The organism is Streptomyces sp. NPDC050147 (genome assembly GCF_040660195.1).
Taxonomy (GTDB): Bacteria; Actinomycetota; Actinomycetes; order Streptomycetales; family Streptomycetaceae; genus Streptomyces.
This window is the reverse complement of the sequence record NZ_JBFALJ010000051.1, coordinates 1-23,024: the sequence shown is the minus strand read 5'-3', so window position 1 is coordinate 23,024 and position 23,024 is coordinate 1. Positions and strand designations below refer to the sequence as shown.

Sequence of the window (23,024 nt, the reverse complement as noted above, 5' to 3'; positions counted from 1 at the left end):
GGGCAACGGCGTCCACCAGGCCATGCTCGGCATCGCCCGCCTTCACAACCTGGCCCTCACGGGATAACTCCAACCCCATACGGGACAACCTTTAGCTGAGGGACAGGAGTGTTCTTCTTCGAGCGTTGCACTCATTTGGGTCAGATGCATGAGCAGAACCTTCGGGCGAGGTGTTCGCCTATGGCGTTTCCGCAACACCAAAACGCGACGCCCGCCGCTGACGGCAGGCCCGCGGGCGTCAACGGCGCCAACCAGGTCTTCCGCTACACCGGAGACCAGGTCAGCGCCAACGCGTGGAAGCACATTCCCGGCAGCCTCAAGCGCATCGCGGTGGGATCCCGGACCAACGTATGGGGCGTCGACCCCGCCGGGGCCATCTACCGGTACACCAACAACGACGCCAGCGGCTCCAACCCGTGGATCAAGATCCCCGGCACCGCCACCGACATCGCCGCCGGCGCCGACGCGTGGCACACCAACAGCGCCGAGATCTACCGATACACCGGAGACCAGCCGAGCTGACCCCTGCACCATCACGCGTGTGGGCCCCCCGACCTGTCGGCCGGGGGCCCACTCACGTTCTGGTCAGCTTTCTGTCTCGTCCAGCTCGAAGGGCTGCGGCCCCTGCGGTATCGGGACACAACTGAGGATCAATGACCACGAACCGGCCACTGCCGGGCGTTTCATCACGGCTTCTAAGAGCTCCCGCAGATAGGCGGGCGCTCATGGGCGTCGCTTGGGGCGGTCGTCCCAGCGGTGGGTGGTCCAGGCTCGGCGGATCAGGCTACGGATGGTGATGATCGTGTCCGCGAGGTCGAAGAAGGCGTTGATGACGGTCGCACGGCGCTCGTAGCAGCGGGCAAGGCGATGGAAGGCATTCTGCCAGGCGTGCGTGCGCTCGACATGCCACCGCTGGCTCGCCTGGATCGGCGCCTTCTCACCCTTGTGCGCGATGCGGCCGTGCAGGTTGCGGACGGCGAGTTCGGTGCGGCTAATGTCCGAGTCGTAGCCGGCGTCCAGATGGACTGTGATGTCGTCGGGCAGCGGCCCGAGGTCGTCCAGCAGGTCCAGGGTCGGCGCGAGAAGCGGTGAGTCGTGGCGGTTCGCCCCGGCCAGGACCCGGCCGAGTGGGATCCCGTAACCATCTGTCATGCCTGAGCGTTTCAAGCCCTGCTTGCCGCGATCGACCGGTGAGGGCCCGGCGACCTCGCCGCCGCCGGGGGCCTTGGTGATGGAGCCGTCGATGGCGATCTGGTCGAGCACGAGCCCGACGATCCGGTCGTAGGACTCAAGCATGATCTGTTTGAGCCGGGCGAAGATGCCGAGCCGGATCCACTCGTCGCGGCGGTTGCGGATGGTGGTCGCCGAGCAGGTCGTGTCGGAGATCGCCTGGTAGGAGCAGCCGATTCGCAGAAGCTGCAACAGCTTGTCGAACACGATCCGGTCGCTGATGCGGCGGCGGTGGCACCCCAGCGGGTGGGACGGATCGACCGTAGGGCGCTCAGGCAAGAACGCCGCGAATTGGTCCCAGAGCGGGTCAGTCAGCCATGATGGAAGCACGGGCACAGGTCCCCCAGTGATCACAGAGCGTCGCAACTCCATGATCACCGGGTCCTGGGCCCGCCTTGTCGCCGGGAACTTCCCACGCCGCCTGTCTGCGTGAGTGCGGCGGATTATTGATGGGCCGCCAGGTGATGGAAGTCCCATAGGCAGACTATGAAGCGGAATGTGCTATCGCCGTCTACTGCTGCAGCTTCGTGATGTCGCGCCAGAGGATGGAGGCTGTCGCTGGGACGATCAGCGTCGCCGCAGGGACGGGTCGAGCAGCGCGGGCGGGGTGTCGTTCTTCTCGTGTGCGGCGAGGTCGGCGCCGGGGGCGACGATGGCGTCGATCGCGTCGAGTACGTCGGTGGGGAGCTTGGTGTCTGCGGCGGCGAGCTGCGAGTGCAGGTGGTCCGGCGTCCGGGGGCCGATGAGCGCGCTGGTCACGCCGGGGTGCGCGGTCACGAAGCCGAGCGCGAGCTGGATCATCGTCAGGCCGGCGTCGTCGGCGACTCCGGCCAGCCGCTCGACGGCGTCGAGCCTGGCCCGGTTGGAGGGGGTGGTGGTGTCGAAGCGTTGCGGCATGAACGTTGAGCGGCTGGTGGTGATGTCCCTGCCCTCGCGGATCGCGCCCGACAGCCAGCCCGAGGCCAGTGGGCTCCACACCAGGACGCCGAGCCCGTACTGCTCTGTCACGGGCAGCACATGGGTCTCGACGCCGCGTTGCAGCATCGAGTAGCTGGGCTGTTCGGTGACGTAACGGCTCAAGTGGTGCTCGCGGGCGGCCCACTGGGCTTGCACGATGCGGTAGGCGGGAAAGGTCGAGGAGCCGAAGTGGCGGATCTTTCCCGCGCGCTGCAGGTCGGTCAACGCTGACAGGGTCTCCTCGTCGCTGGTGTTCGGATCCCACCGGTGGATCTGGTAAAGGTCGACGTGGTCGACGCCGAGCCGACGCAGGCTGTCCTCCAGCGCGGTAACCAGCCAGCGGCGCGAACTGCCCTGGCGGTTGCGCTCGTCGCCCATCGGCATGGTCGCTTTCGTGGCCAGCACGATGTCGTCGCGGCGCCCGGCGATGGCCTTGCCGACCATCTCCTCCGACTCGCCGCCGCTGTACACGTCGGCAGTGTCGATCAGGTTGATCCCCGCCTCCAGCGCGGCGTCGACGATGGCGGTGACCTCGTCCTGGGTGGTGCGCCCGATCTTTCCGAAGTTCATCGCGCCGAGCGCGAGGGTGCTGACCTGCACACCGGTGCGGCCCAAGGTGCGGTACTGCATGACCGTGTCTCCTCGTGGGGGAAGCGTGGTGCATTACATGGCTTGGATACCGGGTTCCTGCTCTGGCATTATGAGCAAAACGGAACCTCGTTCCGGAAACAATACGGAACATGGTTCCGTTTTTGCAAGCGGTGAGTGGAAGGAACGCGTGGTGAGCGACAGCGGCGAGGGCGCAGGGCAGGCGGCCCCGTCTGGGCGGAAGGACGCCCGACGTAACAAGGAAACCCTGCTCGATGCGGCCGCCGCGGTCTTCGTCACGTCAGGCGTGGACGCGCCGGTACGCGACATCGCGGCCAAGGCGGGCGTCGGGCTGGGGACGATCTACCGCCACTTCCCGACGCGAGCGGACCTCATCATCGGTGTCTACCGGCATCAAGTCGACGCCTGCGCCGATGCCGGTCCGGCCCTCTTGGCGACTAATTCTCCGCACACAGCCCTAGGGAAGTGGATCAACCTCTTCGTCGATTTCCTGGTGGCCAAACACGGACTCGCCTCTGTGCTGCAGGCCGACAACGCCGGCTTCGAGGCGCTGCATGCCTACTTCCTCGACCGTCTCCTACCCGTCTGCACCGAACTGCTCGAAGCCGCAGCCGTCGCCGGCGAGATCCGCCCCGACATCGACGCGTATCAGCTCATGCGTGGCGTCGGTAACCTCTGCATCGGCGCGGGCAGCGATCCCCGCTACGACGCACGCCGCATGACCAAACTGCTCATCGCAGGGCTACGCCGACCACACCACTGACCTCGGCGACCTCGCGCGTGCGGCTCTGCTAGGAGGTCGCGCGATCGCCGCCACCCCGGATCGACCGCTCCCCTCGGTCGCCTTCGGCACCACCGAGGAAGCCGCCGCCGCGGCCCTCTTCCCCATGGTCAACAACTACGTCACCGGCCAGATACATCACCATCGACGACGGCGAAACCCTCAGCTGAAACCGGCCACCACCTGGGCTCAGACTCGAGCATGACGGCAGCACGTGCGCAGGTCTGCCCAGTGATCACCGAGCGTCGCAACTTCGTGATCACCAGGACCGGTGTTCGCCTTGTCGCCAGGGACTCCCCAACCTGCCTATCTGTGCGACCTCTAAAAGGCGTTGTCCAGCGTCAGGGTGAGCTCGGCGATCCGCCACCCACCGTCGGACCGGCGCAGGCCGAACGTGTAGACCCCGGTCGAGATCATCTGGATGCTCTCGCCGGTGTTCCTCGTCTGCACCAGATAGGCCCGCACCTCAGCGGTGGTGGCGTCCGTCGTCGTGATCACGACATTGGCCAGGTAGTGCCGCACCCTTCCGGTCTGGGCCGTGTGCCCGTCACGGATGAAGTCGAGCACCGCCGCGCGTCCGGCGACCGGGCCGAGCACTCTCTGTCCGGGCATCGTGAAGGTCCAGGTGGTGTCTTCGGTCAGGACCGCTTCCAGCTCGGGAACATTCAGTTCGTCCAGGGCGTGGGCGTACTTCGCCACCGCCTGCTGGAGTTCGGCGATCACGAGACCACCGTCAGCACGATCTTGCCTTGGAGGTGGCCCTGCGCGGCTCGCTTGTGTGCGTTGCCCGCTTCGGGCAGCGGGTAGGTGCTGTCCACCCCGACCTGGAGCTTGCCCTCGCCGAACAGACGCCCGATCTCGGCGAGCTGGGGACCGTTGGAACGCACCTGAATGTTCGAGACTGTGATGCCCAGACTCGCCGTCTCTTCCGGGTCGTACTCGGCGAAGAACACCGGAAGCATAGTGCCGCCGCGCTTGAGCACGGTCAGAAAGCGTGAGCTGTCCGGGCCCCCGACGGTGTCGATCACCAGGTCCACACCGCTGACCACGTCCGCGGCCTGCGTCCTGGTGTAGTCGATGAACTCATCGGCGCCGAGCTTGCGCAGGAACTGCTCGTGCCGGCCCGAGGCCACCGCGATTACGTGTGCCCCCTTCCATTTCGCCAGCTGCACCGCGAAGTGGCCCACTCCACCGGCGGCCCCGTTGACCAGCACGGTCATCCCTGGCGTGATCGGCACCGGCTGGTGCACCTGACCGGTGAAAGGAGACGGCACGTCGTGGCCGAGATCAACCAGGTACTGCCAGGCCGTAAGTACGGCCATCGGCGCCCCGGCCGCCTGCACGTGGTCGATACCGGCCGGCTTGTGAGCCAGGTCCGAAGCCGGCGCAGCCACGTACTCGGCGTACGTCCGGCCGTCGAATCCGGGGAACCGCAGCATGCCGAAGACCTCGTCACCGACGGCGAACCCCAGCACGTCCGGAGCGACCGCCTGGACCACGCCCGACATGTCCGTTCCGGGGATCAGGGGGAACTCCAGCGCCGGCCTCATCTCTGCCGGCATGACCTTCATCCCCTCACGCAGGTACCAGTCCGGCGGGTTGATGCCCGCCGCGTGCACCCGGACGAGCACCTCGCCCGGGCCGATCTCGGGAACCGGCACCTCGTCATAATGCAAAACTTCCGGCCCGCCCGCTTCGTGGAACTGGATCGCCTTCATCGCACCTGTCGCTTTCCTGGGGAAACGTTGCTCCTTCAGTCAAGGCCCAGGACGGCATGGCCGTCCAAGACCGGTTCGGCAACCTGATCATTCCGAAACGGCATGACGCGTACGCTGGAAGGGTGAACGATCTCGGACAGGACCTGGAACTGCGGCTGGTGCGCTACTTCACCGTGGTGGCGGCGCACCAGCACTTCGGCCGGGCCGCCGCCGACTTGCACGTGGCCCAGCCGGCGCTGAGCCGCCAGATCCAACGGCTCGAGAAGTATCTCGGCGCACGGCTGCTGCACCGCACACCCCAGGGCACCCGGCTCACTCCGGCCGGCCAGAGCTTCCTCCCCCGGGCCCAAGCCCTGCTGCAGGCCGGCCACCAGGCCGAGCTGGCCGTGCGTGAACAAGCCGAGACCGAACGAATCGCCATCGGCTACGTCGAAGACCTGGTGATCACTGCCGCCGTACGGGAACTGCGCCGTCGTTATCCGGATGCCGAGATCGCCACCCGGTACCTGAGCTGCCGCGATGTCGGGGCGCTGTCCGACAAGCGCGTCGACGCCCTGATCGCGCGGGCCCCACTGCCGTTCGCCGCCGACGACGTGTTCACCACCCCGCTGTACGAGGAGCCCCGGATGCTAGTGGTCCCGCGCGGCCATCCCTTGGCCGACCGCGCGTCGGTGACCGCGGAAGAACTGGCCGGCGAAACGGCGGCGCCGTGCGCGTTCGAGATTGCGGACTGGACTTCCTACCGGATCCTCGGGGCCGGCGTGCCGCCGATCGAGAGCTACGAGGACAAGCTCGAACTCGTCGCGAGTGGCAGGGCGATCGCCGTGCTACCGGTCGGCGATCGGCGTAGCTCACTGCGTCCCGACCTCGTCACCGTCCCGATCGAGGGCGCTCCCCCCAGCCAGGTCGTCCTGGTCAGCCGCAAGGGCGACCCCAATCCGATGATCAGGAATCTCCGGCTGGCGGCCAAGGCCGTCCTGACCGCCCCGGCAGCCTGACCGGGCCCAGCCGACCCGCTTGGTGCTGAACTGCACCAGGCGGTGCTCACGCGCGCCGTGTTCGTCGCGCATCTGCCGGTGTCGCTCGGGGTTACGTTGTGCCGGCTCAGCGTTTGACCCTTTGGAACGGCGATCAAGCACGCCATCTCGACCAGGAACCGTTGCCGTATCGCGTGAGGGTGCAGGCAAGCTTCAGATCCGACCAGGTCAACACGCACGTATTGTTCAGGGTCGTCGTTGAGATACGTTCCGGAGCGCTGCCTGTCGCGAGCGGCAGCCCGGCAGCGCCTAGATCAACTTCCTAGCGTTGTTTTTCGCTGGAAGCTCCCGGGCGCCCCAGGGCTGCCTAGCCCTGCGGTGCGGCCCGTCGCACTGCCAAGTATTCGGACCAGTTCCCGCCAGCGAGGGTGGCCCAGCGTTCGGCTGTCTTGGGGTGTGACCGAGATACGCGTCAAAGGGGCAAAGAGATGATCTTGGGCTCTTAGGTCGTCTGCTCGTCGTGCTCGCGCAGCATCCTCATGACGGTGGCAGGTGAGGGGTGCTGGCCCTTCTTGGCGCCGGTGGTGATGACGAGGCGCTTGGCGATGTCGCGCAGGCTCATCTCCTGGTCGCGCAGGTGGAGGGCCATGGACAGCATGCCGTCGTCGGTGACCGGTAGTGCTCAGTGGTGCTTGTTGGTGTCGTCCAGGTCGTGAGGTGAGGGATGCCGGAGAGCGATGACATTTGCTTCCGGCCCGGGCCCGCTTCCCGCCTGACGGGCACCTGAGAAGAAAGTTCGGCTGCTGCTCCCGCCTGGCGGGACATACCGCTGATCGGCCTTTCTTTGCAGGTCAGAGCCGTGTGGCGTGGTCTCCATGACAGTGGATATCAGGGTCATCCGGGCCGGGCAGATGTACCGCTACTACCTGCGTCAGACCGTTGTCGGCGACGGCCTTCGCCCGGCGCGCATGCCGCTGCGCGAGGCTCAGGAGGAGGCCGGTGTCCCGGCTGGGCGCTGGATGGGGCGCGGCTTGACCGTGCTCGGTTTGATGCCGGGTGAGGAGGTCACCGAGGCGCAGCTGCGGAACCTGTTCGGCGAGCGGGGCCGGCACCCGTACGCGGACCGGATCGAGGCCGACCTGCTGGCCAAGGGCGAGTCCCCGAAGAAGGCGTTCAAGGCCGGTGCTCTCGGTCGCCGGGTGATGGTCACGGGTGTCGATTTCGTGTTCCGTCCGCAGCCGACGATCTACCTGTTGTGGGCGCTGGGGGATGAGGAGACGCGGCGGGTGATCGAGGCCGCGCACGAGAGGGCGATCGAGCGGGTGCTGGAGTGGATCGAGGATGAGGTGGCGGTGATCCGGTACGGCAAGGACGGGATCTACCGGGTGCGGGCGCCCGGCGGTCTGGTCGCCGCCCGCTTCCGCCACTACGAGGCATGCTCCGGGATGCCGCTGCTCCATGACCATCTGCTTCTGTCGGTGAAGGGGCAGCGCCTGGACGGGAAGTGGGGGTCGATCCACACCTTGGCCCTGCACGAGAACACCGTGGCCGCCTCAGCGCTCTACAACGAGCTCGTGGCCGCTGAGGTCTGTGAGGAGCTGGGGCTGGCGACCGAGCCGCGCACCGTCACCCCGGGGCGCCGACCGGTCATGGAGATTGCCGGGGTGCCGCACGAGTTGATCCGCTGGACCTCCCGGCGCAGCGACCAGGTCGCCGCTTGCCGGGCAGAGCTGGAGCACGAGTACGTCACCGCCGTCGGCGACGACGGTGAGCTGAAGTTCCTGCCCGTGGTCTCCGAGCGGGCCCGCGCCAAGCTGAACCAGATCGCCGCCCGCAAGACTCGCCCGCCCAAGCAGAAGACCCGGCCGCTCGCGCAGCTGCGCAAGGAGTGGAAGGAGAGCGCGATCCGCACCTCCAAGGTGGCCGTCGACATCATCAACTCCCTCCTCGAGTACGCCCGCGCCGCGGCTGCGGCGATCCGGGCCCGGGTCGCCGCCGTGGTCGACGTCGCCCTGGCGGCCGTCGACGTCGCCGCGACCGTGTTCGTGATGAACGACGGCGGCCGCTTCCACCGCCGACACCTGCTCGCCGAAGCCCGCCGCCACCTCGCCCTCGTCCTGCGCGGCCGCCGCCGCGAGCCGGGCCTGGACGAGCAAATCGTCGCCGCCGCCATCTCCACGTACTGCCTGGACATCAGCGAGCCGAAGACCATGCGCGGCCTGGAGCCCGGCTACCGCCTCTACACCGCCCGGTGGTCCCTGTCCGACCTCCCCGCCCGGCGCCGCCCACCGGGCCCCGCACCCGACCCGGACCGGCAGCCCCCGGCCGATCCCGGCCAGCCGGCTGCGCTCCGGCCCCCGGGCCAGGACACGGGGGAGTGGGAGATACCCCGCGTCCCGCTGCAGTACGAGCGGGCAGTCCTCGCCGGTGCGGTGGTGCGGGAGACGCTGCGCACCACCACCGCCGTGCGGGGCCGGGCGTACGACGTCGTCGTGCACCAGCAGGCGGCGATGCCTGAGTTGCTCTCGCCCCAGGACGTCGACTCCGCTGTCCCGGACCCGGGAGACGAGCGCGAGTCGGCGATGGCGGCGCTGCGGGCCCTGAAGGAGTCGCGCACCGACGTGGAAGCCCTGGAGCTCACGGACGAGCAACTGCGCCACCTCGAGGGTGCCCGCAAGGCAGTCGACCAGGCCCGCGAGACGAGGAGCCGGTACGCCGACCGGGAGGACGCCACCGCACCGCACCCGGTGCGCGAGGACGATCAGCGAGCGCACCGCCCCCAGCAGCAGGACCGACACTACGGGCCAGCAGCGGGCCGCTGAGCGCACCCGATGCGGTGCACTCGATGTAGCCGGCGCGCACCGATGATGTCGTGCACTCTCCGACTGAGTGCACGACACCGTCCCGGAGTGCACTGCCGTGTTTCTCCTTGACCGAGGCCGTGGACTCTGTTGGCCAATTCCGTTGTGGTCGTACGCAGCCCGACGTCGTTGATCCGCTCATCCGGCGTCGTTGCCGGGGACGGACAGCGTCGGGGAGGCGTCAGTGTCGCTGGGTACGAGTGGGCCGGGTCGGGTTCCGGAGACGACACGGAGGATCGCTGAAGCTGCCTTGCCTCAGGGCAGCATGGCGATCAGGGTGCGGGATGCACTGGGCGAGCTGTTCTGTGACGAGGACTTCGCCGACCTGTTCCCCCAGCGCGGCCGGCCAGCACTGTCTCCGGCAGTTCTTGCCCTGGTATCGATCCTGCAGTTCGCCGAGGGCCTGTCCGACCGCCAGGCTGCCCTGGCAGCCAGGGCACGTATCGATTGGAAGTACGCCCTCGGCCTGGAGATCGAGGACCCGGGGTTCGACCATTCAGTGCTGAGCGAGTTCCGGGACCGGCTGGTCGAGGGCAGTGCGGAGACTCGCATCACGGATGCCGTGCTGGCTGCCTCCTCGGAGGCGGGCCTGCTGAAGTCTCGCGGCCGCCAACGCACCGACAGCACGCACGTGCTGTCGGCGGTCCGCGGACTGAACCGTCTGGAACTGGTCGGCGAGACCCTGCGGGCGGCCCTGAACCTGCTGGCTGCGGCCGCACCGCAGTGGCTTGCCGAACTGGCCGACGACGACTGGTTCAAGCGGTACTCGTACCGAATCGAGGACTACCGGCTTCCGAAGGCAAGGACCGAGCGCATCGAGAAGGGAAACGAGATCGGGGACGACGGCATGCGCTTGCTGCAGGCCGTCTTCCACCCGTCTGCTCCCGGATGGCTCCGCCAGATTCCCGCAGTGGAAATGCTCCGTCGAACCTGGGTCCAGGAGTTCCAGATCGAGGACGAGACGGTCAGTTGGCGCCATCCGAAGAACATCCCGCCTGCCGGCCAGCGCTTGGTCTCGCCCTACGACAGCGTCGCTCGCACCGGATCCAAGCGAGACACCGACTGGTCAGGATGGAAGGTCCACCTCACCGAGACGTGCGAGCCCGACCAACCCAACCTGATCACGCACGTGCTCACCACGACCGCACCCGTCCACGACGTGCAGGTCACCGGCACCATCCACGCCGGCCTCGCCAAGCAGAGCCTGCTGCCGGCTGAACACTTCGTCGACTCCGGCTACACCGAGGCCCGCGTCCTCGTCTCCGCCCGACGCGACTACGGCATCGACATCGTCGGACCGGTTCAGGGCACCGCGGCCTGGCAGGCCAAAGACGGAGACGGGTTCACGCAGGAGCGCTTCACCATCGACTGGCAGGCCCAGGAGGTGAGCTGTCCCAACGGCAAGCGCAGCAGGGGGTGGTCCGATTCCACCAGCCAGACTGGAGCCGCCGTCATTCGGGTCTGGTTCTCCAACAAGGACTGCGGACCCCGCCCCGTCCGATCGCAGTGCACGCGCCGAACCAAGATCGGCAGAAGCCTCACCTTCAGAAATCGAGACGAACTCGAAGCGCTCCGCAGGGCACGCGAAGATCAGAAGACGGACGAGTGGCGGCGTCGCTACCAGCGCCGCGCCGGCATCGAGAGCACGATCTCGCAGGGCGTCCGGCAGATGGGGCTGCGACGTTCTCGCTACCACGGCGCGGCCAAGACGCACCTTCAGCATCAGTTCACAGCGGCAGCCCTCAACCTCTCGCGCATCGACGCCTGGATCACCGAGACACCGCGGGGCAGCAGCCGCACCTCCCACTTCCGCCGTCTGCGACCGGCCCCTGACCCCTTGACCACGGACCACCGGGCAGACATTTCGGACTGCATCTCCCCTTGACACACGACGTTTCCCCTTGACCTGCTGACTCTGTCCACGGGAATGGACAGCACTTATCCAGCGCTGCGGAAGGCGGTCCGGGCAAGGGGCGATGTTCACGAGAACGGGCTCTGGTTCAAGTTCTGTGGTCCGTGACCATGGGCTACCAAAGTGACAGGGCTTGCTCGCTCACGCCGCTCACCCGGCCCGTCGGCGCCGCCAGGCCAGCACCGGTGCTGCGACGGCCAGAGCGAAGAGGACAGCCGCCGTGATCAGGTACGGCACCGTATGAGCCTGTGCCAGCACGTAGATACCGCAGGCCGCGCCGCCAGCGGCAACGCCGAGAGCAGGCGGCCAGCGGTCGGCCGTCAGGCCGGTACCCACCACGAAGAACGTGGGCATCGCGGCCAGGAAGAACACCCAACCGCGCCACTCGTAGCCATCGGCGGCTATGCATCCTCCCCGGGGCCCGCGCTCGCAGCCGCCCTCGATGTACCCCAAGAGACCCCAGGTCGCGGCAGCCATAACAACGATGACGAGCGGGATCCACCACCCCCGCGACCAGTTCTCCTCATCCAGCGACCACCTACGCGACGGACTCCCGCGACCCACTGCCCACCCCCATGTCGATGTCCGCAGCGATCATAGGGCGCCGTCACTCGGACTGGCCGTGTCACAGAACCTGTGCCAGAGCCCGAGAACGGGAGGCACTGACTGCCGGTGTGCTACCAGGCCTGCCTCGTGGCGCCCGGCCGGCTGGCCCCTGAGCGGCTCGCACGCCGGGTGCTCGACGTGCGAGCCGCGGTGCGGTGATCCTGCTCAAGCGCTGTGGTCAGATCTTCCCGTCCTGCGCATCCTGGATGAAGGCGTTGGCGTGGCCCTGCATTTCCTTGACGTCAGGCTTCACCTGGCCGGTCTTTCCCACCAGCGTCGTACCAAGGTCCATGCTGTACGGCTCATTGGCGAAACTTTCGGCCAGCTTCTGCTGCCGTTCCTGGGGCTGGCTCTTCAGCCACTGCTGCTTGTCCGGGTCGAGCAGCCCCATCAGCGTCTGGAGCGGGGAAATGGCTCCCCCTGCGAGGTCGCTGAGGTCAGTCATGACGGTTTCCCTTTCGGCGGCGAGGCGTGAGGCCCCGGTGTGTCCGGTTGGCCGGCGCTCACACGCCGGCACCCGCAGTCGTGCCCCGCAGCCAGACCGGAGATGTGGCCGCGGCGGAGAGAGCACCCCATTGGCCGCCTGGGGTGGGCATGGCGCCGTCGGAACTCGTGAACATCTCGGCGCAGCCGCGAGCGTGAAACGCCTCCCGGACCGATAGATAAGTGCTGCCCGTTCCCGACCTGCAGGGCCCCCAGAAGCCTCACCCGGTCGAATTGGCCAACAGGGTCCGAGGCCGTGGTCAAGGAGAAACGCACCGCAACGACCGCGCCCATGCGCGGCATCCGGTGCGCACCGGTCCGCCCGGCCGTGCGCGGCGATGTCTGCCGATGCGCACCGGCTACAAAATGCACCGTGCGGGCCCGCTTCAAGTGCTCATCACTCATCGCCTCTTGGACGCGAGGGGACGTGGGAATGGAGAGGGGGCGTGTGAAGCGGGCTTCGGTGTCGTTGGGAGGCGCGGCGTCTGTGACCTGTAGTGGTCGGGCCTACCGCGCCTGATTCCGGTGCTGTGGTGGGAGTCGACCATCGGGCCCCGCCGACACTGGCACCTCACCACCCTTGGTGGGGTCGGGTGTTGGGCTGACGGTGCCGGTACCGGCGTGCGTCCCAGCGTGGGTACCGGCGTAGATACCAGCGTGATTGGGTAGTAGTCGGTGTTTGCGCTGGTCAGGAGTGGTTGGTGTCTGTGGACACCTCTTCCCTCTTGCAGGGAGAGGTCTTCTTCCCTGAGTCCGGGGGCGCGGCGAGCCAGAAGCGATGGGCTGGGCGAGCAGGGATGCGCCGCTTGTCCACTGTGGTCGGTCCGGCCACAAGACCGACTCTGACCCCTTGTCCAGCTCTGCAACCGCCCCAATGCGGCAGTGTTTCTCCTAGACCACACCCGTCACTGGCTGCCGTCAGACCGCGGACAAGGGGTGGGCGTCCACGCTGCTCCCTCGATCACCGACCCGGCCGGGTCGGTCCGACGCGAAGGAGATACGGCGATGACGGCACACCGACCAGCAGCCGGCCCTCGGCATGCCCAGCCCGACCATGAGGCCGACCAGCACTGTGTAAGCCGAAGCGCGCCCCTACGGCGCCCACTTCGGACGCCACTTGGGAACCCCCTTTGGGGCCTGTCACCAGGAGAGAGGGAAAGCGCCCTGGTCACGCCGCGGATTCAGCCGCCTGCCACCTCGTCACAACCCTCTTCTCTCCTCTTGAACTTGGTGGGGATGTCAGTGGAGGAGGAGAGCATCGGGTTCGGGGGCCCGGTGCCTTCTGCTGCCGCAGGCCGGCGCCCGGCCGGTGGCCGTGCGCGTTGGATGGAGGGACGGGGCTGATGGCGGGGAAGCGTAAGACCAACCCGGCGGGATCGACGAACAACTTCCGTGGCGATGTGCTGCGCGTGCTGGGAGCGTTGAAGGTGGCAACCGCTGATCAGATCCAGCGGATCGCCGCTGCGCACCTGAGCTTCCGGCACGCCGACAAGAAGACTCCGTCCGAGCGGAAGACGGCCCGCACGGCCTCGCACACCGGTGCGCTCTCCGATATGCGTAAGCACGGTCTGTCCGAGAACGGCGGGTCCACTGAGACGGGGGCGAGGCTGCGGAACCTGACCCCCAAGGGCTTGGAGGCCGCCTCCTACGAGCTGCGGCGCCCGGCGGGGGAGATGGGCTCCACGGCCCGCGGCGCGGGTTCCAGCGGAGCCTCGCATCCCATGGCCGTCAACGAGACCGTGATCGCGATGCTGCGCCCGAAGCCGAACCTGGCCAAGCTCACCTTGGATCCGCCCGAAGTTCGAGCTGCCGCCCAGGCTGCCGTCGACGCACCCGATGGCATCGGCACGATCGCCTCCTACTGGACCGAGGTGCCGCTGCCCGCCACCGGTACCTGGAATACGCCCGGTAAGGGCGGCGCCCAGGCCGACATCGTGCTCACCGCCCCGCAGGACGGGGTGCCGCTGTTGTTCATCGAGGTCGACAACTGCCACGAGACCGCGGAAGAGATCGCCGACAAACTGCACAAGTACGCCCGCTTCTTCCACCGGAAGGTGAAGGAGACCGACGGTTCGGAGCGGCCGATGTGGCGCACCCGCTGGAGTGCCCCCGCAGGCCGGATCGGTGATGTGCCGCACCCGCCGGTGCTGCTGGTGTTCAACCACCTTGGCGCCCGCGACCCGAACAGAACTGTCCCGCGCCTGCAAGAGCTCACCCGCCCTCTGTGGGAGGGGGAGCGGTACGAGGACCACCACCTTTACAACCACAAGATCCCCATCATCGCGACCGGACTGCGCAACCTGCGCGAACACGGCCCGGCCGGACCGGCATTCCACCGCTTCGGCCGCACCCACCTGCAGCCCCTCCTGGAGGCCATCGGCAACCCCCGCCGCGAAGCACACGACATCCGCCAGCGGGCCAGGTACGAAGCCCGCAACCGCGAGCACCAGGAGCAGCTGCGCCACGCGGCCGAGCAGCAGAAGGCCGAGCGGGAAGCACGCCGTCCCCTCTGCGCCGGCTGCGGCACGAAGTTCACCGACGAACGGTGGAAGGCGATCGAGACCGCCGGGTGGGACGCGTCACGGGAATCGCACCGGCACCTGTGCGACACCTGCAAGCAGGAGGCTCTCACCGCCGAACACCAAGCCGACCAGGCCACGCTGGAGCACCAAGAACTGGACCGGGCCGTGCCCGAGCCGAGGGTCGAGGGCGGTTGGTTCTCGCGTTTCCGCACCGGCTCCGGGTAACCACGAGGCGATTACCCACTTTGGGTAATCGCCCGCCACCTGGCCCTGACCTGCGGTGGTAGCTCCTACCACCTTCGACTGCCCTGTGGTGGTAGGAGCGAGCGCCCCTCGGTTCCGAGTAGTCAGTTGTGGGCTGCGGCCGATAGATCGGCGGGGGCTGCGGGGAGACGTCAGGGCATGTGCCGCCTGGACTGCGAGGGGTCGCTGCCGCACACGGTGTTGGTGTTGCGATGTGCCGGTGGCTGTCCGTGCGGCTGGGCAGGGTGCCCCGCCGGGTGGTTGGGTCGGTTGATTTCGGTCACTTTCCGGTGGGACAGGGATTTCGCAGGGTGCAACAGTGGTGGCAGGGGGGAGCGATTAGAGGAGTTTTGTGTCTTCTTGCCTGTGTTGAGGGGAGGGGCTTGTTCCGTCGTGTGTGGCATGGGTGTTCGGGGGAACGGGCGGCGGCTTGTGGTGGTGGTGTGTCAGGTTGTGTGCTTCTCGTGACCGCTGGGGTCTGCGGGATGTGTCTTCCTGTGGGGGGAAGCCTTGATGCATCGCAGTTGGGGTGCGCGTCTTTCGCGTGCCCGGAAGAGAACCAGGTTGGCCACGGCGGCAGTTGTTGCCTCCGGCGCTCTGACGCTGTCCTTGCTGCCGGCCGCAGGTATCGCCTCCGCCGCAGACGATCCCGGATCGGCGTGGGGCAAGGACGCCCCGACGTTCACCATGCCGCCGGTGAAGGTCGGTTCGAACGATCCGGTGGCGCCGCGGGCCGAGCGCACACCCTCCGATGAGGTAGCGGCCTGGCGGGCGGAGCAGAAGAAGCGGGCCCAGGGCGGTGAGGAGGCCGGCCGGGCCGGCCGTGCGGCGCCCAGCGATTACGTGCCCGAGGGGCAGGGGGATGTGCCCTGGCACAAGATCAGCAACTTTGCTATCACGGACGCGTTGACGGCCAGGGTCAACTACTCGACCGGCAACCTCATGCTGACCGCGACCGATTTCCAGATCGCGGGGGTGGGCCAGAATCTGAGCCTGTCGCGTACCTACAACTCCCTTGAGGCCCCGTGGGGGAAGGTCTCCCAGCGGTGGTGGCAGCAGTACGAGCGCTACCTGCAGGTCCTGGAGGGCGAAGTCGTCCTGTACGACGCCTCGGGCGACAGCCTGCGGTTCACCCAGAAGACGGACGGCACGTTCACCTCGCCCAAGGGCTACTCGAAGGAACTGAAGAAGAACGCGGACGGCACCTACACGGTCACGAACTGGAAGTCCTCGTCCAAGGACACCTACAACGCCCACGGCACGTTGACCAAGGTCACCGACAAGAACAAGGGCACCATCACCGTCACGCAGCATGACGAGGGCGGCGAGAACAAGGGCTTCAAGCTGACCGAGACCCGCTCGGGCCGGTGGATCGACCTGGTCAAGACCGACGCCTCGCAGTGGCAGGCCAAGGACAACGCGGGCCGCACCGCCGTCTTCGACCTCGACCCGGCCGGGAATCTGCACAAGACGACGAACGCCGAAGGCAAGACCACCACCTTCGACTACGACGACTCCCGCCGCCTGACAAAAATCACCACAGCGGAGAAGCGGGTCACCGTCTTCACTTACGACAGCGCCAACCGTGTCACCTCGATGCTGCGGGCTACGGAGTTCAACGGCTCCGGCCACACAGGGCCGACGTGGACGTATGAGTACGACGCCGCCACCCCGACGGCGGCGGGCACGACCAAGGTCACCGACCCCGAACAGCACGCCACCAGCTACCAGCACGACGGCGACGGCGAGGTGGAGAAGGTCACCGACGCCCTCCAGCACTCCCGCTCGACGAAGTTCGACGCGAACCACAACCTCGACACCTCTACAGACGCGATGGGCTCGGGCAGTACGCCCGGCAACGTGACCGACTACGGGTTCAACACGCGTAACAACCTGGAGAGTGTCACGTCGCCGACGGGCGGGAAGGCGGTCACGAGCTGGCAGACCATTGCCGGCGGGGATGTGCCGAAGGACTCCACCAACGCTGATGGTGAGAAGACCACTTACGGGTACGACACGGCGGGCAACACCAAGTCGGTGGCGCAGACCGGCACTGGCGGCGGCAGCGTCTCCTACACCTACAACCCCGCCACGCCCACCTGCGGCGGGTTCGAAGGCCAGCGGTGTGCGGCCGAGACGAAGATGTCGACGTCCAAGACGGTTAAGACGTCCTTCACCTACGACGGCAAGGGCAACCTGACCAAGGTGACCCCGCCGGGGCCGCTGGGGGAGACCACCTACACCTACGACAGCCTGGGCCGCACCGAAACCCTGACCGACGGCCGGGGTATCAAGAAGCTCTTCACCTACGACCACCTTGACCGGATCAAGACCGTCTCCACGACCAACGACACGGTGCGCTACTTCTACGACGATGACGGCAACCTCCGCCAGCGCGACGACAGCACCGGCACTGTCAAGTACCAGTTCGACCCGCTGCAGCGTGAAACCGTCCGCACTTTGCAGGACGGCTCCCAGACCCTGCTCGCCTACACTCCGGCCGGCAATGTTGACTTCTACCAGGACCCGGCCGGGAAGGTTGACTACACCTGGAACGAGGTCAACAAGCTCAAGGAGCTCAAGGACCCGCAGGGCCGGGTGACGACGTACAGGTACAACAACAACGACGTCCGCACCGAGACCGCCTACCCCGGCGGCACGGTACAGAAGGTCGACGTCGACAAGTCCAGCCGCCCCGAGAAGATCAAGGCAACCTCCAGCAAGGGCACGCTGGTCGACCTTGCCTACACCTACGGCTACGGCACCGGTGCCGCGACCGACGGCGACAAGATCCGCACCAAGACCGACACGGTGGCCGGCACCAAGACGACCTACAGCTATGACGGGGCGGGCCGGTTCTCCTACGCGGCGGAGAACAAGGGCTCCACGCTGAACGAGTCCTGGCAGTACTGCTACGACCTGGCCGGGAACCTCACCAGCCAGGGAACCGCCAAGGGCTGCCCGCGCGGCACCACCTACACGATCAACGATGCCCAGCAGATCACCGCGAAGAACGGCTCCTCGACGAACTGGTCCTACGACAAGGAGGGCCACGAGACCGCCGCAGCCTCCACGCCGGAGGGCACCCGGACGGGCGAGAAGTGGTCGGATCACAGCCAACTCACTTCCCTGACCGTCGGCGGCAAGACGTATGCCGGCCAGTACGGCTCGACCGACCAGAGCGAGCGCATCAAGCTCGGCGACACCTACTTCCACAACGGCCCGATCGGCCTGTCCGCGACGTCAACTGCGGGCGTGGACACGGGCTTCAACCGGGAACCGGAAGGCACACTCAACTCCATGACCCGGGACGGAAAGGCGTACTACTATCTCACCGACGCCCTCGGCTCCGTCGTCGCCACCGCGGACGAATCCGGCGCGAAGGCGAACTCGTACTCCTACAGCCCTCGCGGCGTCACCCGCGCCGCCAGCAGCGAGAAGGCCGCCCAGCCCTACCGGTTCGCCGGCGGCTATCAGGACGTCACCGGCATGTACCACTTCTCCGCCCGCTACTACGACCCCAACATCGGCCGCTTCACCCAGCGTGATCCCTCAGGCCAGGAGAAGAACCCTTACCTCTACGCCGAAGGTGACCCCGTCAACCGCATCGACCCCAGCGGGCTGTTCAGCCTGTCGGATGTCACTGAAACCATCGGTTCAGCTCTTGGGGGTGCCGTGGGCGTAGCGGCCACCGCTGCCATCTGCACCGCAGCTACTCCTGCCTGCATTGCCGGCGGCCTAGTGATGGCCGGCCTGGGGAGTGGGTCCGGAGGCGCCATCGGATCAGCTCTCGGGGGCGGAAGCCCTGCCGACCGTAAAGATGCCTTCCTGGGAGGCGTTCTGGGTGGAATCCTGCCCTTCTAACCTGATGTCACCTTTCACCTCGGTCACCACCTGACCTGACACGCACTGTGCGGTGGACAATTTTCGATTGTCCACCGCACAGCGTCACATACCGGTAAGGAGCGAGCTGAGCATGAAAGAGTCCTCGAACTGGAGCGCCCGCCGGCGCAGTGCCGCCATCACTGCTGCTATAGGCGCAGTGGTTGCTGCGGTATCACGTGTGGGCAGCTCCGGCGTCGACTGGACCGTCCCGCTGTCGGCCTTAATTGGCGCCGCAGCTGGCGCAGTCATGGGCTTTCTGTGGCCTCAGCTCTGGCCTGCGCGGCGTAAGTAGCCGCAGGCACTCGCCCACCTGAACTTCGAACCAAACAACCTCAGCGGGAGAGAAGGCTCTTCAGGCTGCATGGAGTGGCTCCGACGGCCGAGTGTTTCTGCGGTGAGTCTTTCCCCGCTGGGCTGAGACTCAGACTGTCATGTCCAGCGCATGCCGATGGCGGAGAGTTGCTCGATGCGTTCTGGTGTCAGGGTCGCGGCCCGGCTGCGCTGATTCCCGATCCAGGCGCCCAGCTTGTGTTCCCGCTCCTCCTGGTCCTCGCCGACGATCCGCTCGACCCACTTCCTCGGGACCTGAAGGTGGCCTTCACGCTCGTAGTACTGTTTGGCGGCCTGGTAGTTGAGCGCCCATTTGTCGGCCTGAGTGCGGCGTGGTTTCGGCTTCTCGTCGTCGGTGGCGGGCTGGATGCCGAGGATGTGTTCGCACATCCACTGCTGCACGGTTGTGAGCTGGTCCCAGCCGAGCCGCACCGACTGCACCCACCGCCCCAGATCCTCGCCCTGGCGCAAGACCTCGCCCGCCGTGGTGGGCAGGGCTTCACCGGCGTCCAAATGCCGGCGGACGAGGTGGAAGCAGCGCTGCCAGGTGACCGGCCAGCTCGGGCACCAGGACGCGTCGATTTCTTCCAGCTGCTCGCGCCGCATCTCCGACAGCGCCCCGGCCGCCGACAGGACAGGCAGGCCCTCGGCACGCCGCTGCTCGTTCTCGGTGGTCTTCCGGGCGGCGGCCCGCGCGTTCTTCAGGAAGATTCCCACCTTCGCACCCTGGTAGGTGGCGTCCAGCGGCGCCAGGAGGTGGCCGTGTTCGGCGGCCCACCCGCGCGCGGCGGACAGGCCCTCTTCCCAGGCGACGTCGAAGTGGCTCCAGATCATGCCCAGCTTCTCCAGCTGAGCGATGCGGTCCTCGTCCATGTCGCCGCGGGCGTAGAACCTCCTGGCGTCAGCGGTCCACTGCCCGAGCGGGAACCTGGCGAGCGAGGCCGGCCACCTCTCGGCTTCCGCCGCCTGGTCGTCGACGGCAGGCACGCGGTAGGTGAACGGCACCTTCAAGTCGCCGTGCAGCCGGTTGTAGATGACGGCGGCCTCCACGCCGCGCCGCCAGTGTTCGTGCTCCGGGTTGAGGACCCGCAGGTTGATGAACGCGGCCAGTTGCGCCGGGTCGCGGGGTGTGGAGAACTTCAGCAGGGCCTTGGCGGGGCCGCTGACGCCTCCGGAGCCCTGGCCGCTCCCGCCCGCGCTCTTCCCACTGTCGTCCTTGCTGACGGGCTTGTACCGGCTCGGGGCCTGCTGCTCCGCGAGGTTCTCCACGATCCTGGCGTCGTGCGCCCGCAGCGCCTCCAGGAGCTTGGCGAGCCCGCCGTACGCCCGGGACGTGAGCATGTTGTCCGGCGTCTCGCCCGGCCCGAGCAGTACCGGCACCACCAGGCTTGCCACCTTGCCCTCGCCGGGCTGCATCCGCAGCGCCCGGCCCACCGCCTGGACCAGGTCCGGCATGGAGCCCCGCACATCTGCCCAGTACACGGAGTCGCAGTGCTTGGTGTCGACGCCCTCGCCCAGGACCTTCACCGAGCACAGGAAGCACTTCTCCACGACCGTGCCATCCGTGGCGATCCCGTCGGCGAACTCGCCCAGCAGGCGCCGCCGGTGCAGGGGTTTGTGCTCACCGCACAGCCAGTGCGCCCAGATCGTCCTGGGGTACAGCTCGGGGTCGGATGCGTGCAGCTGCGCGGCGACGTCGGGGAGGCTGGCCGCGAAGGCTTCGGCTTCCTTCACTATGTGGTGGAAGACGAGCGTGCGGCGGAAGCCTTCCTCAGCGGACGCTTTCACCAGGGCGGTCTGCAGAGCGGCGAGCCGGGCCCCGCGCACCTTGGCCGAGCGGGCTTCGGCGCCCAGGAGCTGCGCGGCCTGGAGCGCGGTGTCGGTGACGTCCACGCATACGACTTGGTAGGGGGCACAGATTCCGCGGTCGATGGCCTCCGAGAGCGTCAGGGTGAACGCTCTGCTGCCGAAGGGACCGTTGGGGTCGTCGTCCATGCTTGCGACCAGCTCGCCGGGTGCGCCGGCCTCGTCCTCGTCCCCGAGCTGCCACAGCCGGGGTGTGGCCGTCATGTAGAGGCGACGCAGCGACGGGATCCGGGTGTTGTCGTGGACGACGGCCCACGGCTTCCCGATCCGGCCGGAAACCCTGTGGGCTTCGTCCACGACGATCAGGTCCCAAGCCGACAAACCCGCAGCGTGCGCCCGCTCCAGCGTGCCCAGACCAAGCGACGCGTAGGTGGCGTACACCGTCACCTTGTCCAGACCGCGCGTCCATTCCACCAGCTCGTCCACGTCCGTGGTGTTGGGGAAGCTCACCTCCTCACCCCGCAGCGAGGACACTCCGATCATCGGCCCCCGGCGGCCCCCCTCACGCCACGCGGTCTCGGTCTGGGCGAGCAGATCCAGCGAGGGCACGAGCACCAGCACACGGCCCGCATGGAGCTCCTCGGCGCTGCGGACTGCGACCCGGGTCTTCCCGGATCCCGTCGCCATGATCACCTGTGTTCGAAGCCCTCGCTCGGGCACAAGTGATCGTGCAGGCAATTCGAGGGCACGCAGGACCGCGTCAATGGCTTCTCGCTGGGCCGCCTCGCGCTGGTCAGCGCGGCCTGTGATGGACATGCTTCGCCTACCTTCTGCTAGGGGCGGTCGGCTCAAGAGGAGCCGTGTGGGCTGCGGTTGGACTGAAGGGGCCGACTGATCACTCGGCCCATCGTGGTCAACGGCATGGCTGTGGGATGGATCTAGATAATCCTTCGGAGCAGAGTCATGCAGGCTAACCCTGATTCCAGAGTCTATCTGAGCCTTAGAATGATGCACAACACCTCATCATGGGCGGTCTGTTTTCTGGGAAATAGCCCGGGCACTCGGAGAAGCGTGAATCGCGACGCGGTCATTCAAGCCGCCTCTGACGGCGACAGCAGCCCTGTCCTCATCCCGGTCCTGTGTCTCTTCCTGATCGTGGGGCTGATGCAGGTAATACGCCCCCAACTGCTCTGGAGGATGAATAGAAACTTGCAGAGAGGGTGGGTGAAGGATCCGGATGCGACCGAACCCACTGGCAAGGGATACGCGATGACGCGAGCGACCGGGGTGCTCGTCCTGGGAATCGTCACATGGATGCTGGTGCAGCAGATCTGACCGCCACGCGCCATTACCGTCGGGCCGTCAGGCCCGTGGAGCGCCCCGTTTCCTGACGCTCCTGCTCTCGGTTGCTGCCGGCCCGCGGTGGCGCCGGTAGTCCGTGGAGCTCTGCGCCATCGTGCCTGAATAGATCCCATGACGTGCGGCCAGAACACCAGCTGGGCACTTTGGATGACGGATGCCTCGTTGCAGGGGGTAGGCGGTAGGCATGGACGGCAAACGAGCCCGTCAAGACCAGCACAGCGAACAGCAGGCCCGTACCCGTAGGGCCGTGGGGACCTGGCGGTGGGTCAGATGGCTGGCCTTGTTCCTCAGCATTAGCTGGGCGGTCGGCTGGGTGAGGGCCCTCGTCAGGGGTGAGCAGGGATGGGATCTGTGGTGGCCGCTGGCGAGCACGGTCATCTGGGCAGCGGTGACGGTGCGGGGCTTTGCGGCCTGCCACCAGGTGAAAACGACCACCCGCCGCCCGTAGCCAGCCCGGCCCGCGCGAGCGGGCCTTGACGGCCCTGAAGGCGAAGCCGGAAGGGCCGTTGGGTGGGGAGCGAAGCATCCCCCACCGGGCCGGAGCGCAGCGAAGGCCCCCACTTCGGGAGCGCAGCGGACGAAGTGCCATCTGCCTTGCGCAGCAAGGCAGATGGGTATGGGGCGCAGCCCCATACCCACGCTCCCGCGGAGCGGGAGCGCAACACCCGGGCGCAGCCCGGGTGTTCGCTTGCATATCGCGCAGCGATATGTTACCCGCTCCGCGGGACGCCGCGAAGTACGA

General features: G+C 67.3%; 16 protein-coding genes. 8 read left to right on the top strand and 8 right to left on the bottom strand.

Annotation, left to right across the window (positions count from 1 at the left end; translation table 11 throughout):
- Nucleotides 1-180: 180 nt before the first annotated feature.
- Nucleotides 181-522, top strand: a complete 342-nt coding sequence (locus tag AB0I94_RS41360; protein WP_363314987.1) for a tectonin domain-containing protein — start codon at nucleotides 181-183, stop codon at nucleotides 520-522.
- Between the two features lie 201 nt (nucleotides 523-723).
- On the opposite strand, the gene AB0I94_RS41355 is transcribed toward AB0I94_RS41360, so the two are convergent.
- Nucleotides 724-1,566, bottom strand: coding sequence for an IS5 family transposase (locus AB0I94_RS41355; protein WP_363314990.1), 843 nt, complete (start codon nucleotides 1,564-1,566; stop codon nucleotides 724-726).
- Nucleotides 1,567-1,797: 231 nt separating this feature from the next.
- The gene (locus tag AB0I94_RS41350; protein ID WP_363314986.1) at nucleotides 1,798-2,817 is read right to left on the bottom strand and encodes an aldo/keto reductase; all 1,020 of its coding nucleotides are present in this window, start codon (nucleotides 2,815-2,817) and stop codon (nucleotides 1,798-1,800) included.
- Between the two features lie 151 nt (nucleotides 2,818-2,968).
- Here AB0I94_RS41350 and AB0I94_RS41345 point away from each other — a divergent pair, with 151 nt between their 5' ends.
- A complete protein-coding gene (locus AB0I94_RS41345; protein ID WP_363314985.1) occupies nucleotides 2,969-3,559 on the top strand; it encodes a TetR/AcrR family transcriptional regulator in 591 nt (196 codons plus the stop codon).
- Between the two features lie 339 nt (nucleotides 3,560-3,898).
- On the opposite strand, the gene AB0I94_RS41340 is transcribed toward AB0I94_RS41345, so the two are convergent.
- Complete coding sequence (locus tag AB0I94_RS41340; protein WP_363314984.1) at nucleotides 3,899-4,300, bottom strand: nuclear transport factor 2 family protein; 402 nt, start codon at nucleotides 4,298-4,300, stop codon at nucleotides 3,899-3,901.
- A complete protein-coding gene (locus AB0I94_RS41335) occupies nucleotides 4,297-5,295 on the bottom strand; it encodes an NADP-dependent oxidoreductase (protein WP_363314983.1) in 999 nt (332 codons plus the stop codon). The genes AB0I94_RS41340 and AB0I94_RS41335 overlap by 4 nt, the downstream gene beginning before the upstream one ends.
- A 56-nt stretch (nucleotides 5,296-5,351) precedes the next feature.
- On the opposite strand from AB0I94_RS41335, the gene AB0I94_RS41330 reads away from it, so the two are divergent.
- A complete protein-coding gene (locus tag AB0I94_RS41330; RefSeq protein ID WP_363314982.1) occupies nucleotides 5,352-6,293 on the top strand; it encodes a LysR family transcriptional regulator in 942 nt (313 codons plus the stop codon).
- Nucleotides 6,294-6,774: 481 nt separating this feature from the next.
- On the opposite strand, the gene AB0I94_RS41325 is transcribed toward AB0I94_RS41330, so the two are convergent.
- The gene (locus tag AB0I94_RS41325) at nucleotides 6,775-6,930 is read right to left on the bottom strand and encodes a hypothetical protein (protein WP_363314981.1); all 156 of its coding nucleotides are present in this window, start codon (nucleotides 6,928-6,930) and stop codon (nucleotides 6,775-6,777) included.
- A 217-nt stretch (nucleotides 6,931-7,147) separates the two neighbouring features.
- On the opposite strand from AB0I94_RS41325, the gene mobF reads away from it, so the two are divergent.
- Both mobF and AB0I94_RS41315 read left to right on the top strand, forming a co-directional pair.
- The gene (gene mobF, locus AB0I94_RS41320; RefSeq protein ID WP_363314979.1) at nucleotides 7,148-9,094 is read left to right on the top strand and encodes a MobF family relaxase; all 1,947 of its coding nucleotides are present in this window, start codon (nucleotides 7,148-7,150) and stop codon (nucleotides 9,092-9,094) included.
- Nucleotides 9,095-9,317: 223 nt separating this feature from the next.
- Nucleotides 9,318-11,018: an IS1182 family transposase gene (locus tag AB0I94_RS41315; protein ID WP_363314978.1), complete on the top strand. Its 1,701-nt coding sequence runs from the start codon at nucleotides 9,318-9,320 to the stop codon at nucleotides 11,016-11,018.
- Nucleotides 11,019-11,195: 177 nt separating this feature from the next.
- Here the strand turns inward: AB0I94_RS41315 and AB0I94_RS41310 are convergent, their stop codons facing one another.
- Both AB0I94_RS41310 and AB0I94_RS41305 read right to left on the bottom strand, forming a co-directional pair.
- Nucleotides 11,196-11,522, bottom strand: a complete 327-nt coding sequence (locus AB0I94_RS41310) for a hypothetical protein (RefSeq protein WP_363314977.1) — start codon at nucleotides 11,520-11,522, stop codon at nucleotides 11,196-11,198.
- A gap of 307 nt (nucleotides 11,523-11,829) precedes the next feature.
- Entirely contained in the window at nucleotides 11,830-12,096 is a 267-nt protein-coding gene (locus tag AB0I94_RS41305; protein WP_363314976.1) for a hypothetical protein, read from the bottom strand.
- Nucleotides 12,097-13,477: 1,381 nt separating this feature from the next.
- On the opposite strand from AB0I94_RS41305, the gene AB0I94_RS41300 reads away from it, so the two are divergent.
- Complete coding sequence (locus AB0I94_RS41300; RefSeq protein WP_363314975.1) at nucleotides 13,478-14,881, top strand: replication-relaxation family protein; 1,404 nt, start codon at nucleotides 13,478-13,480, stop codon at nucleotides 14,879-14,881.
- A 705-nt stretch (nucleotides 14,882-15,586) separates the two neighbouring features.
- Complete coding sequence (locus tag AB0I94_RS41295; protein ID WP_363314989.1) at nucleotides 15,587-18,763, top strand: RHS repeat-associated core domain-containing protein; 3,177 nt, start codon at nucleotides 15,587-15,589, stop codon at nucleotides 18,761-18,763.
- Nucleotides 18,764-19,213: 450 nt separating this feature from the next.
- Here AB0I94_RS41295 and AB0I94_RS41290 read toward each other — a convergent pair whose 3' ends face one another.
- The gene (locus AB0I94_RS41290; protein WP_363314974.1) at nucleotides 19,214-21,736 is read right to left on the bottom strand and encodes a Helicase associated domain protein; all 2,523 of its coding nucleotides are present in this window, start codon (nucleotides 21,734-21,736) and stop codon (nucleotides 19,214-19,216) included.
- Between the two features lie 255 nt (nucleotides 21,737-21,991).
- Here AB0I94_RS41290 and AB0I94_RS41285 point away from each other — a divergent pair, with 255 nt between their 5' ends.
- Nucleotides 21,992-22,255 (top strand): DUF6199 family natural product biosynthesis protein, encoded by a 264-nt coding sequence (locus tag AB0I94_RS41285; protein ID WP_363314973.1) that lies wholly within the window; start codon nucleotides 21,992-21,994, stop codon nucleotides 22,253-22,255.
- Nucleotides 22,256-23,024: the final 769 nt, after the last annotated feature.

What these genes read in the sequence shown, in the direction of transcription:
- AB0I94_RS41360 (WP_363314987.1), top strand. Translation starts at nt 181, where the DNA reads ATGGCGTTTCCGCAACACCAAAACGCGACGCCCGCCGCTGACGGCAGG.
- AB0I94_RS41350 (WP_363314986.1), bottom strand. Translation starts at nt 2,817, where the DNA reads ATGCAGTACCGCACCTTGGGCCGCACCGGTGTGCAGGTCAGCACCCTC.
- AB0I94_RS41335 (WP_363314983.1), bottom strand. Translation starts at nt 5,295, where the DNA reads ATGAAGGCGATCCAGTTCCACGAAGCGGGCGGGCCGGAAGTTTTGCAT.
- AB0I94_RS41330 (WP_363314982.1), top strand. Translation starts at nt 5,352, where the DNA reads ATGGCCGTCCAAGACCGGTTCGGCAACCTGATCATTCCGAAACGGCAT.
- AB0I94_RS41325 (WP_363314981.1), bottom strand. Translation starts at nt 6,930, where the DNA reads ATGCTGTCCATGGCCCTCCACCTGCGCGACCAGGAGATGAGCCTGCGC.
- mobF (WP_363314979.1), top strand. Translation starts at nt 7,148, where the DNA reads ATGACAGTGGATATCAGGGTCATCCGGGCCGGGCAGATGTACCGCTAC.
- AB0I94_RS41310 (WP_363314977.1), bottom strand. Translation starts at nt 11,522, where the DNA reads ATGGCTGCCGCGACCTGGGGTCTCTTGGGGTACATCGAGGGCGGCTGC.
- AB0I94_RS41305 (WP_363314976.1), bottom strand. Translation starts at nt 12,096, where the DNA reads ATGACTGACCTCAGCGACCTCGCAGGGGGAGCCATTTCCCCGCTCCAG.
- AB0I94_RS41300 (WP_363314975.1), top strand. Translation starts at nt 13,478, where the DNA reads ATGGCGGGGAAGCGTAAGACCAACCCGGCGGGATCGACGAACAACTTC.
- AB0I94_RS41295 (WP_363314989.1), top strand. Translation starts at nt 15,587, where the DNA reads ATGCCGCCGGTGAAGGTCGGTTCGAACGATCCGGTGGCGCCGCGGGCC.
- AB0I94_RS41290 (WP_363314974.1), bottom strand. Translation starts at nt 21,736, where the DNA reads ATGTCCATCACAGGCCGCGCTGACCAGCGCGAGGCGGCCCAGCGAGAA.